This is a genomic window from Streptomyces sp. APSN-46.1, assembly GCF_022815725.1.
GTDB lineage: Bacteria > Actinomycetota > Actinomycetes > Streptomycetales > Streptomycetaceae > Streptomyces.
Map to the genome: position 1 here is coordinate 232657 of NZ_JALGRF010000005.1, position 13313 is coordinate 245969.

Consider the following 13313-nt stretch of genomic DNA (forward strand, 5'->3'; position numbering starts at 1 on the left):
CGTCACGCCGGGTTCACCCGCCGCCCCAGCTCCCGCACCTGGTGCCGTACCTGCTTGATCCGCAGCCGCGCTCCGCCGTCCGCCTGGCTGACGTGCGTACGCGGCAGGGCGTACGGGCCGGCGAGCCGCCCGGGGTCGATCGCGCAGGCGTACCCGTATCCGGCGGCCCGCGTCGCGGCGACGACCCGGGCGTCGAGGTGTCCGTACGGATAGCAGAAGCCCTCCGGGAGCGTCCCCGTCAGCTCCCGCAGCAGCTCCCGGCTGCCCCGCAGTTCCTGCTGGAGCACCTCGTCGGGCACCGCGGTGAGGTCCTGGTGGAGCAGCCCGTGGGAGCCGATCTCCTGCCCGGCGGCGGCGACCGCGCGGATGCCCTCGGCGGTGAGCAGGGACTTGCGCGGCCCCAGCGGGTCCCACACGTTGTCCACGCCGAGCCGCCCGGGCAGCACGAACAGCGTGGACGTGCAGTCGTGGCGGCGCAGCAGCGGCAGCGCCCGGGTCAGGTAGTCGTGGTAGCCGTCGTCGAAGGTGAGCCCGACCAGCCCGGCCCCCCGCCCGGCGGCGCGGGCCCGCAGGAGCTCGCCGACGGACACCCCGCGCAGGCCGCGGGAGCGCAGCCACAGCAGCTGGGCCTCCAGCGCCCCCGGGGTGACGGTGATGCCGTACGGGTCCTCGGCGGGGTCGGTGAACTCGGCGACCGAGTGGTACATCAGGACCCATGGCGAAGCGGCCCGTCGGGTGGGTGCCCCCACGGCGGCGGGCGCCGTGTCGGTATCAGCGGACATTGCGGAACCTCTGGGTGAGCTGGGCGGAGAGCCGGGCGATCTGGGCGGGCAGGGCGAGGACTTCGAGGGCTCGTATGGCCGTGCCGGCGGCCACGAACATGGCCGGGACGAGCAGGCAGCCGAGCGCGGCGCTGAGCATCGGGTCGGGGATCTTCGGCCCGGCGATCCAGCCGGTGAGGCAGGCGGCGAGGGCGGAGACCGCCAGGCGCGCGATGCTGACGGCGACCCGGCGGACCTGGATGGCGACGATCCGGGAGCCGAGTCCGGTGAGCAGCAGGACGGCGGTGGTGGAGATGCCGGCCGCGTTGGCGCCGGCGATGCCGTAGGTGCCCCACCAGCGGACGGCGAAGGCTCCGGCGACGATGTTGACGAGCAGTCCGGCGCCCATCGCGAGCGCCGGGAACCAGATGGGCCGGGCCGTCGAGAAGAAGGGCCGGCTCAGTGCCCCGACGAGGCAGTGGCCGAGGAGTCCGAGGCTGTAGACCCGCATGACGGAGGCGGTCGCCAGGGTGTCCCGATGCGTGAAGGCACCCCGCTCGAAGAGCACTTGGATGATCTGGGGCGCGTACCCGATGACGAGCGCGGCGCCCATCAGGACGGCCAGGGAGGCCAGCGCCAGGTCCCGCTCGACGCGCCGCCGGGCCTTCTCGCGCTCCCCGCCGGCCATGGCCTGGGCCACCACCGGGAAGGTGACGGTGCAGATCATCAGGGACAGCACCATCGGCATCTGCGCGACCTTCTGCGCGTAGTTGAGGTGCGAGATGGCGCCGGGCGGGAGCGAGGCGGCGAGGAAGCGCTCGACCAGGACCTGCGACTGGCGGAAGACGGCGAAGAAGATGACGGGCGCGATCAGCCCGAAGGCGATCAGGGTCGGCCGGTCCCGGTCGCGCTGGCTGCGGGGGGCGCCCTTGGGCCGGGACGGCCCGAAGCCCACGTTCCGGATGAACGCGGGCAGTTGCACCAGCACCATCAGCAGCCCGCCGACGGCGACCCCGGCGGCGGCGGCCCGCACGCCCCACAGGGTGTGCAGGGCGACCATCGTCCCGATGATGCCGATGTTGTACGACACGTAGATCGCGGCGGGCGGCAGGAAGGAGCGGTGTGCCCGCAGCGCGGCGCTGAAGTACCCGGCGAGGCCGAAGGACAGCACGGTCAGGGCGGTCATCCGGGTGCACTCGACGGCGAGTCGGGGATCCGGCAGCCCTGGCGCGAGCACGCCGACCACGAGCGGCGCGGCGACGACGAGTACGGAGGCCACCGCGGCCAGGAGCACGACGAGCCGGGGCAGCGTCGCGCCGACGAGCAGGCGTACCGGGTCCTGCGCGCGGGCCTCCCTGCGGGTGAGCCCCGCCCGGCTGGCGGCCCGCCGGGCCAGGGCGTGGCTGAACGCCGGCACCATCAGCAGCGCCATGGCGTCCTCGATCAGCAGCGTCGAGGCCATCTCGGGCACGGTCCAGGCGATCAGGAAGGAGTCGCTGTCGTGCCCGGCGCCGAAGAGGTGCGCGATGGTCTGGTCCCGGAGCAGCCCGAACACCGCCCCGGCGATGGTGAGCCCGGCGGTGACGGCGGCGGCCTTGGCCAGGAACCGCCCGAGCGGAGCCGGTGCGCTGCCGCTACCGCTGCCGCTGGGTGGGACGGCGGGTCGGGGAGCCCGGGCCGGGGCGGCGGCGCGGTGCCCCGACGCCACGGGGCCGGTCGTCGCGCGGGCGCCGGCGAACACTCGCCGCCGGTCACCGCCCCCGCCCGCCCCGGCCACCCGCGCGCCGGCCATCCGTCCCGCATCCAGCGCACCGGGATGACTGGCAGAACCGGGCAACACCGGCCCCCGCCCCGACTCCGGCGCAGCCGAGAGCCCCACCGAACGGCCGACGGAACCCGGCAGCACCGGGACCCGTCCCGGCTCCGGCGCCGCTGCGTGGCCGGGCAAGCCCGCGCCCCGACCGGGGTCCGGCGCAGCCGGGTGGCCGGGCAAACCCGCGCCCCGGCCGGGGTCCGGCGCCGCCGAACGGGCGACCGAGCCCGGCAGGGCCGTGCCCCGGCCCGGGTCCGGGGTGGGTGAAGGGCCCGGGGGGGTGGGTGGGGCGGGGTCGCGCCCGGGTCCCGGCGGGGGCGGCTCGGGGGGGCGCGGGGGACGGCCCGCGGCCGCGGCCGCGGGCCGTCGCCACGGCGTCGTATCGGTCACCGGCCGTCCGCACCCGTGGCGGAGCCGAAGCCGCGGGGCACCGGAGCCTCGTCATCCGGGGAGGGAAGCGCCCACCACGCCGCGAGTCCGATGATGACCCCGGTGAGGACGGTGGACGGGCCGCCGATGTCCGCGTAGAGGAAGTCGGTCAGCTGCCACACGAGCATCCCGATCGCGATCAGCCCGCAGTCCCGGATCCCCCGCGCGCCACCGTCGGCCGCATACCGCCGCAGCCCCGCCACCAGCAGGGCCGCCCAGCCGCCCGCCAGCGCGGTCAGCCCGATCAGCCCCTGCTCGCTGAGGATCAGCAGGTACATGTTGTGCGGGGACAGCAGGGGCTGACGCAGGTACGCCTGGCCCGCGCCCCCCGTGTCACTGCCGGAGGACAGCGCCAGCGAGGAGTGCCCGTCCCGGTGGGCCGGGAACCCCTTGAGGCCCACCCCCGCCGCGGGACGCTCCCGCCACATCGACCCGGCGGCGGCCCACATCGTGTACCGGTCCGTCACCGACTGGTCGGGGGCGCTGGAGACCTGCGTGATCGAGGTCAGCCGCTCCGTCACCATCTCGGAGCCGATCCCGACCCCGCCCACCAGCACCACACCCGCCGCGGTCAGCGCCAGCAGCACCTTCAGGGCCCGCCGGACCCCGGCCATCCCCATCACCAGCACCGCCGCGCCGAGGGTGGCGAGCCACGAGCCCCGGCTGAACGACAGCACCAGCGGCACCACCATCACCAGCGCGCAGCCCCCGGCGATCCGCCGGACCCGCCGCGACAGGCCCGGCGCCAGCGCCGCCGCCGTCGCGACGACCAGCCCGTACGACACGACCGTGGCCATGCCCATCACGTCACCGGGGCCGAAGGTCCCCACGGCCCGGATGTCCTCGCCCTGGTACGAGGCGCCGGTGTGGGTGGCGTACTGGAGCACACCCACCGCGCCCTGGAACAGCGCCAGGACCACGAAGCACCCGGCGGCGATCCGGAACTCCCGCGCGTCCCGCACCAGCAGCACCACCGCCGCCGGGACCAGCACGAACACCTGGAGGTAGCGCACGAACCCCGGCAGGGCCGCGTACGGATCCCCCGCGGTCACCGTCGCCACCGCGAGCCCTACGGCGGGCAGCCCCAGCACCAGCGCGCCCAGCGGGCTCAGCGCCCGCACCCGGCCCCGTAGCGCCTGGAGCGCGCACACGAACACCAGCAGCAGCGAGGCGGCGTCGGCCGGGCCGACCTTGCCCGAGGCGGTGGCGTCACCGGCCGGAAGCGGGGCGAGCAGCAGCAGGACGGTGCCGACGAGCGGCAGCAGCGGCCAGTGCCGGCGCAGCGCCCCGGTGAGATCGGGCCGGGCCCGGTTCCCCGGCCGTGCCCCCTTCACCGGCTGTGCCCCATTCACCGGCCGTGTTCCATTCACCAACAGCGCAAGGCTCATGATCAGCTCCCCCCGAGCCGGAAACGGAAGAACGAGGCCGCGGTGCGGGCCAGGATCCACAGGTCCTGCCACAGCGACCAGGTGTCGATGTAGTGGTTGTCGAAGCGGGCCCGGTCCTCGATCGAGGTGTCCCCGCGCAGGCCGTTGATCTGGGCGAGCCCGGTGATGCCGACGGGCATCCGGTGCCGGGCCTCGTACCCGGGATGGACGGTGCTGAACTTCGCGACGAAGAAGGGCCGTTCGGGGCGCGGACCGACCAGGCTCATGTCACCCCGTACGACGTTCCACAGCTGCGGCAGCTCGTCGAGCGAGGACTTGCGCAGGAAGGAGCCGATCGGGCTCATCCGGTTGTCCCCGGCCACCGTCCACCGGGTGGCGGACTCGTGCTCGTCGGCGCGCAGGGTACGGAACTTCAGCAGCGTGAAGGGGCGCCCGTACAGGCCGACCCGCTCCTGACGGAAGATCACCCCCGGCCCGTCGGACAGGCGTACGGCCAGCGCGCACAGGGCCATGACCGGCGCGGCGGCGATCAGCGCGAGCGCGGCCAGCATCCCGTCGATGACCCGCTTGACCCAGCGCTCCACCGGCCGGGACGGCCGCGGCAGCAGCGGCTGTACGGCGTATCCCCACAGGTGGTCGGCGGGCTGGGCCACTCGCATGCCGGTGACCTTGGCGGTGCCGGCCGGGTCGGCGAGCCAGAGCCGGCAGCCGTGGTCGTGGAAGAGCCGGACCAGCGAGGCGGTGCGCTCGTCGGCCTCGGGCGGGCGGGTGAACACCGCGTGCCGGACCGTGTTCTGGATGACCGCGCGCCGGATGTCCTCGTGGGTGGCGAGGACCGGCGTCGGGCCGTTCCCGCCGTCGGCGCCGGAGCCGGTGTCGGCGATCCCGACGGGCCTGAGCCCGTACTCGCGGCGCCCGTGCAGGGCGGCGGCGACCGCGCTCGCGCCCTCCCCGGGGCCGACCACCAGCGCGGAGGAGGGCCTGCGGACGGCGCCGCGGCGGCGGATCCCGTTCGCGAGCCCGCGTCCCGCGCACGCCAGTACGACCTGGAGGCAGACGGCGGTGAGCAGGAGGTTCCAGCCCAGCGCCTGGCCGGGCCGGACGGCCGCCACGACGGCGGCGGCCCCGCACCACAGCACGGCGGCCCGCCCGGCCAGCGCGGGCAGTTCGAGCAGTGCGCAGGGCGCGAGGCGCGGCCGGTACAGCCCGGCCTGCGCGTGCAGTGCGGCGGCCGACACGGCCAGCAGCGCGCCGATCGGCGCGGCCGCCTCGGGTAGCGGGCCCAGCCCGGGCAGGGCCGCCGCGGTGCCGCCGACGGCCAGCGCGTCGGCGGCCAGCAGCGGGGCGACCCCTTCGCGGCGGCGGACCCGCCGCGGCCGCAGGGCGGGCCGGGCCTGGTCGGCCCTGGGCCGGCGCGGGGGGTGGATGGCGGTCACGGAACGGCGGACGGCGGTGGTGTTGCCGGCGCTGCCGCCGGCCGGCCCCGTGCCGCCCTGCCCCGTGTGCCGGGCGGGTGCGCTGTCCATCGTCATCGGCTGATGCGCTCCTGGTTCAAGGGACGGGGCCTGCCTAGCAGTTCGCGGTACAGGCCGGTGACCGCGTCCGTGGTCCGTCGCACGTCGAAGTCGGTCCGGGCGTGCCGGCGGGCCTGCTCACCGAGTTCGGCGAGCAGCCGCGGTTCGGCGAGCAGCCGGCCCAGGCCCTTGGCCAGCGCCGTCGGGTCCTCCGGCGGCACCAGGCACAGCCGTGCCTGGCCGGGCGGCAGGCTCTCCCGGGCGCCGCTGACGTCGGAGACCAGGACGGGGCGACCGCAGGCCATGGCTTCGAGCGGGGCGAGCGCCATGCCCTCCCACCGCGACGGCAGTACAACGAGATCGGCGGCCCGAAGCCACGGTCGGATGTCCGCGGCGGCTCCCGCGAAGAGCACTCCGGGCGGCGCGGCGCGGCCCAGCCGCTCCCTGTCGGGTCCGTCGCCGACGAGGGCCAGCCGGGCGTCCGGGACCGCGCCCAGCAGCTCTGGCCAGGCGCGCAGCAGGATGTCCTGGCCCTTCTGCTGGCAGATCCGGCCGACGCATACGACGAGCGGCCCGTCGCCCTGGAAGTCGGCGGGCAGCGGGAGTCCGGCGCGCGCCGTGGCCCGGTCGTGGTCCCGGTCCGGTCCGCCGGGGCGGAAGTAGTCGAGGTCCACGCCGTTGCGGATCACCGCCCAGCGGGCGGGGATCCCCTCGCTCTCGCCGGTCCGGCGTTCGGCCTCGCTGACGCAGAGCACCCGGTCGGCCCAACGGGCCCCGTACCGCTCCCAGCGCAGCGCGAGGGCCGCCGTGGTGCCGCCGACGGCGTCGAAGGACCAGGCGTGCGGCTGGAACACGGTGGGCACGGCCCCGCGTACGGCGAGCCGCCCGGCCAGGCCCGCCTTGGCGCTGTGGGCGTGCAGGACGTCGGGCCCGACCCGGCGGATCAGCCGCCGGGCGCCGGGCACTTCGGTGGCCAGCCGGGGCCCGGGGACCCGCCCGGCCCGCCAGGGGAACACCTCGGCCCCGGCCTCCCGGGCCGCGTCGGTGAGCGGTCCGCCGGGCGGGCAGCCGACGACGGCCCGCAGTCCGGCGGCGGACTGGGCGCGGACGAGGTCGGCGACGACCCGGGCGACACCGCCGTCCACGGGCTGGACGAGGTGGAGGACGGTCAGGGGGTGCGCGTCCGGGGGCCGCGCCGCCTCGGACGGCGCGGTGGATTCGCGTACGGTCGGACTCTGTGCTGGTGGACGGTTAGTCGGCACGTGGAGTGGTCTCCTACGTTCAGCGGCGCGCGTCTGTCTGAACGAAGAGCACACCGAGGAAATGACCCTGGTTTTCGCCCGCGAACCTGAAGCTCAGGCTGCGGGCGCCACCGGACAGGGCGGGACTCAGGTCGAACACGTCCGCGTCATATCCGAGATTATTCACATGATCGGGCTGGCGCACGAAGGAGCCACGCCCGAACTCCGTGATGGTGGAATTCATAACATCATTGAAAGGATTTTCTCCGTCGCTGAGGCTCACCCGGCGACCGCTGTCGGCGGTCACCGTGAGTGAGTCCCCGAGGGTCCCCCGGTCCCCGTCGTACGCGACCACGCCGGCCTTCCCCGAGGACCCGGCCGGGGCGTCCAGGCCGGCGATCTCCACCGTCTCGCCCGCCGCCTCACCGGCGCCGGAGGCCAGCCCCTCGAAGCCGTCCCACAGCGAGACCCGGCGCAGCGGCTCCTTGGGGTGCTCGTACGCCACGACCAGCGTCCAGCCGCCCCAGGCGCCCACGTCGGAGTGGCCCATCGCGATGTTCAGCTGGGCCACCGTCCACATCCCGGTGCCGCCCTTGCGGACCAGCGGGGTCACGTCGGCCGAGGCCTGGTAGGCATCGCTGCCCGCGTCGGTCCTGTGGCCGATCACCGTGTCGGCCAGCACTTCCTTGTACGCGCCGCCCGGTTCGGCGACCAGCACCCGGCCGTTGTCCTGCGGCGGCTTCTGCTCGCCCACCCGCAGGTTCCCGCCCCAGTACAGCCGGGCGTACGAGACCTTCGCGCCCTGCGGGACCTTGAGCTCGGCCCGGGTGGAGTTGTAGGTGTCCGGGTCCTTGTCCACCTCGCTGTAGAACATCTCGAAGTCGCTGTTGACCCCGGCCGCGCCCTTCTTGACCTCGGCGCACGGCTCGGCCTGCGGGGACTCCTCCCGGCGGCAGCTGATGCCGGAGTTGGAGGCCCGTACCAGCCCGCCGTGCTGCACGGCCTGATAACGCTGGGTGAACTGGACACGCTCCGCTTCCCTCGGCGCGGGGGCGCTGACCCCGGCGGGGACCGCCGCCCCCGCCACGGGGACGTTCGCGGAAAGTGTGAGGCAGGACAGCAGACCGAGAGTGCCGAGGATTCTGCGGGAGGAACCCATGACCCTGTCTCCATTTCCGATCAAGGGGACAAAACAGGATGTGAACTTTGTCAGAAACCAGGGTGGAAATCACGTCGGACTCGCTCGTACGGCCTTTTGGGCGATAACACGCACCCTCAGAGTGGGCGGGTCGTTATGCCGTTGCACCATTGTTCGAACCGAAAGGAAAAACGGAGATGAAGAAGAGGCTGGTACGCGGCACCACCCTGGCGCTCGCGAGCGCCGCGATGCTGATGGGCGGCGCGGGCCTCGCCTCCGCGCACGGCGGCGACGGCGCGACGGCGGAGGGTGTCGCGGCCGAGTCCCCCGGTGTGGTGAGCGGCAACCTGGTCCAGGTCCCCATCCACATCCCGGTGAACGTGTGCGGCAACACGGTCAACGTGATCGCCCTGCTGAACCCGGCGTTCGGCAACACCTGCGTCAACGCCTGACCGTCAGCGCGAGCGTCAACCGCGCTGCCCGAAACGTCGGCATCCGAGTGAAAACACGCAACCCCAGCCGGGGGCGCGGCGTTGATCCGGGTGCTCCACTACCGGGCAATCCAGCTAAAAAGGGACGACAATGATCAAGAAGATGATGGCCTCGGCCGCGGTTGCCGCCTCGGTCGTGGGCATCGGCGCCGCCATGGCTCCGCAGGCGATGGCCATCGGCAACGACAACGGCATCAACACCGTGAACGGCAACGGCGCCTCGCAGATCTACGGCAACCAGGCCACCTACGGGAACATGAGCCCGCAGATGGCCCTGATCCAGGGCTCGTTCAACAAGCCCTGCATCGCCCTGCCCGCGAAGCTCAACGCGCAGTCGATCCTGGCGATCGTCAACGTCGGCGTTCAGGACATCCCGGTCCTGTCCAGCCCGCAGAACCAGCAGTGCACCGAGAACTCCACCCAGGCCAAGGGCGACGAGGCTCTCTCGCACATCCTCAGCAACATCCCGATCCTCTCCGGCAACGTCTCCGCCGGCAGCTGATCGCACCCCGCGCCAGCGAGGCCGCCGCACCCTTCGGTCGCGGCGGCCTCGCCGCGTGCAGAACGCGAACCCCCGAGCCCGTAATAGGACTCGAATAGCGACGTGAATTCGCTCCGAATTTCCGGCCCCACGGGTAGCGGAGTGAATTACGGAGCAGCCGCCGAAAATCATCGGTTTCTTTTACCCGAGCCACTCGTTGTCATTTCTGCAGTGGATACGCCTCTGCGGGAAGGATCGAAAGTAATGAAGCACAAGAAGGCAGTGGTGCTGGCCGCCGGCATTCTGATGGCCGCCGGTGCCGCCTCGCCCGCCATGGCCGACGCCGACGCCGCGGGCAAGGCCGTAGCCTCCCCCGGTGTCCTGTCCGGCAACCTCGTCCAGGTTCCGGTGCACGTCCCGGTCAACGTCTGCGGCAACACCGTCAACATCATCGCGCTGCTGAACCCCGCGTTCGGCAACACCTGCGTCAACAACTGACGCAGCGCCCGCGCCCGCGAGGGCAGGCCTCCGGACCCAGACCGGGGCAGGCCTCGGAGTGCACGGCGGTGCACTCCGAGGCCACCTTCGATTCCACACCGGCGGGAGTGCCGGTAGACAGGGAAGGACCCATGCGACAGGTACTGAGCCGACAGGTACTGGGCAAGGGGATGCTGACGGCGGCGGCCGCGTCGAGCCTGCTGTCGATCGCGACGGGCGCGGCGTACGCGCACGGCGGGGCGATGGCCGAGGCCTCGCATTCACCGGGCGTACTGTCCGGCAACAGCGTCTCGGTACCCATCACCTTCACGCCCAACGTCTGCGGCAACAGCGTGGACGGCGGCGCCGCCCTGAACCCCTCGATGGGGAACACCTGCGCCACCACCAGCGGCTCCGAGATCAGCCACCACGAGTACGAGCGCCATCTCAGCCCCGAGCACGCCGAGGCCTTCGAGCGCTACCTCGACGAACGCGCGGGACGGCACGCGATGCCGCGCCAGCGCGACGAGGAGCAGGGCGGGTACGGCGAGCGGGAGGGCGAGGAGGAGCAGCGCCACCAGGCACCGCGCCACGCGGCCCCGAAGCACGCGGCACCGAAGCACGCGGCGCCCCGGCACGAGGAGCGGCACGGCGAAGGCGGCTACGGAGAGCGGGGTGAGGAGGGCAACGGCGGCGAGGAGGAGTGCGACGATCACCCGCAGCCGCTGCCCGAGGCGGAGTACCCGGCCCCGGCTCCGGCGCCCCCCGCGCCCCCGCGGCCGAAGCCCGAGCCCGCCGCGGAGCACCCGGCCCCGCAGCCGCTTCCCGCACCGGCTCCGGCTCCCGCTCCCGCTCCCGAGACGCCGGCACCCGCGCCCGCCCCCGTACAGGAGGCGCCGCAGCCGCGGCCCGAGGCGCAGCCGGTCCCGCTCCCCGCACCGGAGCCCGTCCCGGCCCCGGTCCAGGAGGCGCCCCCGGTGACGCTCCCCGCGCCGATGCCGCCCGTGATGGAGGAGGAGCCCGAGCCCCGGCCGCCGCACGGCAGCCAGCCCGTACGGCCGGCCCCCGCCCCCGCCCCCGCCCCGGAGGTCGGCCGTCCCGCCGACCAGCCGCCGGCCGCCCCCGCCGGTGACACCCCGGTTCACCTGCCCCCGGCGGCGGCCCCGGCACCCGCGCCCGTCCCGGCGCCCGTCCCCGCTCCCGCGCAGGCCACGGCTGTCCCCGCCGCCGTCCCGCAACTGGCCGCGACCGGCACCGGTCAGCCCGCCGCCGCGGCGGTTCTCGCCTCGGCTCTGATCCTGGGCGGCGCCATTCTGTACCGGAGGTCCCGTATCGCCGCATGACGATTGCGGCAATACCGGTAATCGGAAGAAATATCGGCCGGAGAATCCTTTGTCGGATTCTCCGGCCGTCGCCGTGTCCGCCGCGGATCAGCCGCGCGGATCGCCCGGCGCGTTTCCGCAGCGGCGGGGAATCGTTACCCAGGTCGAAAGCGGCGCGACGGTCGCCGCGGACGCCCCCGCCGATGAAAAGAAGAGGATTTCGATAATGAAGCTCACGAAGGTCGCCGCTGTCGTCGCCGGCTCGGTCGCCGCCCTCGGCGCCTCCGCCCCCGCCTTCGCCGCCGACGCCCCGGCGCAGATGCCCCCGATGAGCCTGACGAGCGGGGCGACGGAGGTGGTGAACGCCGTCAACCCCGTCTCGGAGTCCCTCCCCGAGATCCTGGGGGACGCGCTGGCCGAGCAGGGTGAGGGCGTCAACAAGGTCGTGGGCACCGTGCAGAACGTCAACAAGGTCCGCAACAACGTGCCGGGCGAGGTGCTCAAGGTGGCGAACGGTGCCACCCAGGCGTCCCCGCTGCTCGGCGGTGTGAAGCTCAACGGCGGCGCCCACTGAACCGCCCCACCACCCCGCACATGACTGTGGGCGCCACCGGCGAGGCCGGGGCGCCCACAGTCATGTGTGCGACGTACGTCAGTCGTTGACGCAGACGTTGCCGAACGCGGGGTTCAGCGCGCCGATGATGCTGACGGAGTTGCCGCAGACGTTGATCGGGATGTGAAGCGGAACCTGGACCAGGTTGCCCGAGAGGACACCGGGGGATCCCACGGCCGCGCCCTCGGCCGACGAGTCGGCGATGGCGGAGCCGGCGGCAGCGCCCGCGGCGAGACCAGCGGTGGCCAGGACCAGGGCGGCCTTCTTGGCAGAGTTCATGGGAAGTGCACCTTCTGTTCGATGTTCTGCCCCGATCCCGGGGCTCACACCGAGCGAAACGCTCCACCCTGCCAGACCGACACGGCTTTGGACACGATCAGACCTGTTCAGCCCAATAGTCGTAACCATGCCTCCGGTTACGTCAGGGCGGGGATGTCCGGGATCTCCGGGACGTCCCCGATCTCGGGGATCTCGGGGATCTCCGGCACCAGCTCCGCCGGGGGCTGCAGCGTCGGCGGTTCGAGCCCCGGGATCTCGGGGATCTCCACCCCCGGAATCTCCGGGAGTTCCACGCCCGGGATCTCCGGCAGCTTGATCTCGGGGAGTTTGACCTCCGGGATCTTGATGTCCGGGATCTTGATGTCCGGAAGACTGATGCCCGGCGGCAGGAGGGCCGCGATGGAGTCGAGGATGCCCTTCACGAGGTCGTCGATGGGGCCGGCAGCGGCCCGTGGAGCCACCGCGCGGTCGCCGGAGTCGAGGGCGCTCGCCGGGGCGGCCGCGCCGGACAGTATGACGACCGCGAGGGCCGAAGGGACAAGGACGCGGACGCGGAACGGCTTCGTGCGCTGCATGGATGTTTCCTTTGGTGGTCGCGGGGACGCGCGGGCAGCGGACCGAGTGATCCGCTTCCTCACTCACCGTGCGAACACCTTCGACGGAGCGCAACAGGATCTTGAAGGGCTCCGGCCCGGCTGAGGGCTGCGTACGGGCTTCGCGCAGGCGTCCGGGGCGGCCTCACCCGCGCCGGGGAAAACCGCCGCCCGAACGGGCCGTTTGAGTGAAGCAGCGGAACCAACCCTCTGAAAGGGCAGTTGACCAGGGCGCTCCACTAGCGGGCACTCGTGCGACAAAAGGACCAATGATGCTCAAGAAGATCATGACTGCTGCCGCGGTCACCGCCGCCGTCGTCGGCGCGGGCGCTGCTGTCGCGGCCCCGGCCATGGCCATCGGCAACGACAACGGGATCAACACCGTCAACGGGAACGGTGCTCAGCAGATCTACGGCAACCAGAAGACCGGCGGCGACCTGAGCCCGCAGCTCAGCCTGGTCCAGGGCACCCTGAACAAGCCCTGCATCGGCCTGCCGGCGAAGCTCAACGCCCAGTCGATCCTGGCGATCGTCAACGTCGGCGTTCAGGACATCCCGGTCCTGTCCAACCCGCAGAACCAGCAGTGCACCGAGAACTCCACCCAGGCCAAGGGCGACGAGCCGCTCTCGCACATCCTGGACAACATCCCGGTCCTGTCGGGCAACGCCTCCCTCGGCAGCTGATCTCCGCTCCCCACTGCGGTACGGGCCGGGCTTCTAGCGCCCGTGGAGCGATGGACGTTCGAGGGCCCCGGCAGCCTCCAGCTGCCGGGG

General features: G+C 73.2%; 14 protein-coding genes. 6 read left to right on the forward strand and 8 right to left on the reverse strand.

Annotated features, from left to right (window positions below):
* Positions 1 to 2: 2 nt before the first annotated feature.
* The 6 genes from MTF65_RS17310 to MTF65_RS17335 all read right to left on the reverse strand — a co-directional run bounded on the left by MTF65_RS17310 (position 3) and on the right by MTF65_RS17335 (position 8305).
* The gene (locus MTF65_RS17310) at positions 3 to 782 is read right to left on the reverse strand and encodes a polysaccharide deacetylase family protein (RefSeq protein WP_243629600.1); all 780 of its coding nucleotides are present in this window, start codon (positions 780 to 782) and stop codon (positions 3 to 5) included.
* Positions 772 to 2553: a murein biosynthesis integral membrane protein MurJ gene (gene murJ, locus MTF65_RS17315; protein ID WP_243629601.1), complete on the reverse strand. Its 1782-nt coding sequence runs from the start codon at positions 2551 to 2553 to the stop codon at positions 772 to 774. The genes MTF65_RS17310 and murJ overlap by 11 nt, the downstream gene beginning before the upstream one ends.
* A 407-nt stretch (positions 2554 to 2960) precedes the next feature.
* The gene (locus tag MTF65_RS17320) at positions 2961 to 4391 is read right to left on the reverse strand and encodes an O-antigen ligase family protein (protein ID WP_374207246.1); all 1431 of its coding nucleotides are present in this window, start codon (positions 4389 to 4391) and stop codon (positions 2961 to 2963) included.
* Between the two features lie 2 nt (positions 4392 to 4393).
* Positions 4394 to 5917: a sugar transferase gene (locus tag MTF65_RS17325; protein WP_243629742.1), complete on the reverse strand. Its 1524-nt coding sequence runs from the start codon at positions 5915 to 5917 to the stop codon at positions 4394 to 4396.
* A gap of 2 nt (positions 5918 to 5919) precedes the next feature.
* Entirely contained in the window at positions 5920 to 7050 is a 1131-nt protein-coding gene (locus MTF65_RS17330; protein WP_374207252.1) for a glycosyltransferase family 4 protein, read from the reverse strand.
* Between the two features lie 136 nt (positions 7051 to 7186).
* A complete protein-coding gene (locus MTF65_RS17335; RefSeq protein WP_243629603.1) occupies positions 7187 to 8305 on the reverse strand; it encodes a DUF3344 domain-containing protein in 1119 nt (372 codons plus the stop codon).
* A gap of 176 nt (positions 8306 to 8481) precedes the next feature.
* Between MTF65_RS17335 and MTF65_RS17340 the strand changes: the two genes are divergently transcribed.
* From MTF65_RS17340 to MTF65_RS17360, 5 genes are all read left to right on the forward strand, one after another.
* The gene (locus MTF65_RS17340; RefSeq protein ID WP_243629604.1) at positions 8482 to 8736 is read left to right on the forward strand and encodes a chaplin; all 255 of its coding nucleotides are present in this window, start codon (positions 8482 to 8484) and stop codon (positions 8734 to 8736) included.
* Between the two features lie 130 nt (positions 8737 to 8866).
* The gene (locus MTF65_RS17345; RefSeq protein WP_243629605.1) at positions 8867 to 9277 is read left to right on the forward strand and encodes a rodlin; all 411 of its coding nucleotides are present in this window, start codon (positions 8867 to 8869) and stop codon (positions 9275 to 9277) included.
* Between the two features lie 243 nt (positions 9278 to 9520).
* The gene (locus tag MTF65_RS17350; RefSeq protein WP_243629606.1) at positions 9521 to 9754 is read left to right on the forward strand and encodes a chaplin; all 234 of its coding nucleotides are present in this window, start codon (positions 9521 to 9523) and stop codon (positions 9752 to 9754) included.
* A 131-nt stretch (positions 9755 to 9885) separates the two neighbouring features.
* Complete coding sequence (locus tag MTF65_RS17355) at positions 9886 to 11076, forward strand: chaplin (protein WP_243629607.1); 1191 nt, start codon at positions 9886 to 9888, stop codon at positions 11074 to 11076.
* A 205-nt stretch (positions 11077 to 11281) separates the two neighbouring features.
* On the forward strand, positions 11282 to 11629 hold the full coding sequence (locus tag MTF65_RS17360; RefSeq protein ID WP_243629608.1) for a hypothetical protein: 348 nt from the start codon (positions 11282 to 11284) through the stop codon (positions 11627 to 11629).
* Between the two features lie 78 nt (positions 11630 to 11707).
* On the opposite strand, the gene MTF65_RS17365 is transcribed toward MTF65_RS17360, so the two are convergent.
* Both MTF65_RS17365 and MTF65_RS17370 read right to left on the reverse strand, forming a co-directional pair.
* Positions 11708 to 11947, reverse strand: coding sequence for a chaplin (locus MTF65_RS17365; RefSeq protein ID WP_243629609.1), 240 nt, complete (start codon positions 11945 to 11947; stop codon positions 11708 to 11710).
* Between the two features lie 137 nt (positions 11948 to 12084).
* Positions 12085 to 12522 carry a hypothetical protein gene (locus MTF65_RS17370; protein WP_243629610.1) on the reverse strand — a complete coding sequence of 146 codons (438 nt, stop codon included), beginning with the start codon at positions 12520 to 12522 and terminating at the stop codon, positions 12085 to 12087.
* Between the two features lie 290 nt (positions 12523 to 12812).
* Here MTF65_RS17370 and MTF65_RS17375 point away from each other — a divergent pair, with 290 nt between their 5' ends.
* On the forward strand, positions 12813 to 13223 hold the full coding sequence (locus tag MTF65_RS17375) for a rodlin (RefSeq protein WP_243629611.1): 411 nt from the start codon (positions 12813 to 12815) through the stop codon (positions 13221 to 13223).
* The last annotated feature ends 90 nt before the right edge of the window (positions 13224 to 13313 follow it).

Bases quoted from the DNA above. Each gene is read 5' to 3' on its own strand.
- MTF65_RS17310 (WP_243629600.1), bottom strand. From the start codon at position 782: ATGTCCGCTGATACCGACACGGCGCCCGCCGCCGTGGGGGCACCCACC.
- murJ (WP_243629601.1), bottom strand. From the start codon at position 2,553: ATGGCCGGCGCGCGGGTGGCCGGGGCGGGCGGGGGCGGTGACCGGCGG.
- MTF65_RS17320 (WP_374207246.1), bottom strand. From the start codon at position 4,391: ATGAGCCTTGCGCTGTTGGTGAATGGAACACGGCCGGTGAATGGGGCA.
- MTF65_RS17325 (WP_243629742.1), bottom strand. From the start codon at position 5,917: ATGGACAGCGCACCCGCCCGGCACACGGGGCAGGGCGGCACGGGGCCG.
- MTF65_RS17335 (WP_243629603.1), bottom strand. From the start codon at position 8,305: ATGGGTTCCTCCCGCAGAATCCTCGGCACTCTCGGTCTGCTGTCCTGC.
- MTF65_RS17340 (WP_243629604.1), top strand. From the start codon at position 8,482: ATGAAGAAGAGGCTGGTACGCGGCACCACCCTGGCGCTCGCGAGCGCC.
- MTF65_RS17345 (WP_243629605.1), top strand. From the start codon at position 8,867: ATGATCAAGAAGATGATGGCCTCGGCCGCGGTTGCCGCCTCGGTCGTG.
- MTF65_RS17350 (WP_243629606.1), top strand. From the start codon at position 9,521: ATGAAGCACAAGAAGGCAGTGGTGCTGGCCGCCGGCATTCTGATGGCC.
- MTF65_RS17355 (WP_243629607.1), top strand. From the start codon at position 9,886: ATGCGACAGGTACTGAGCCGACAGGTACTGGGCAAGGGGATGCTGACG.
- MTF65_RS17360 (WP_243629608.1), top strand. From the start codon at position 11,282: ATGAAGCTCACGAAGGTCGCCGCTGTCGTCGCCGGCTCGGTCGCCGCC.
- MTF65_RS17365 (WP_243629609.1), bottom strand. From the start codon at position 11,947: ATGAACTCTGCCAAGAAGGCCGCCCTGGTCCTGGCCACCGCTGGTCTC.
- MTF65_RS17370 (WP_243629610.1), bottom strand. From the start codon at position 12,522: ATGCAGCGCACGAAGCCGTTCCGCGTCCGCGTCCTTGTCCCTTCGGCC.
- MTF65_RS17375 (WP_243629611.1), top strand. From the start codon at position 12,813: ATGCTCAAGAAGATCATGACTGCTGCCGCGGTCACCGCCGCCGTCGTC.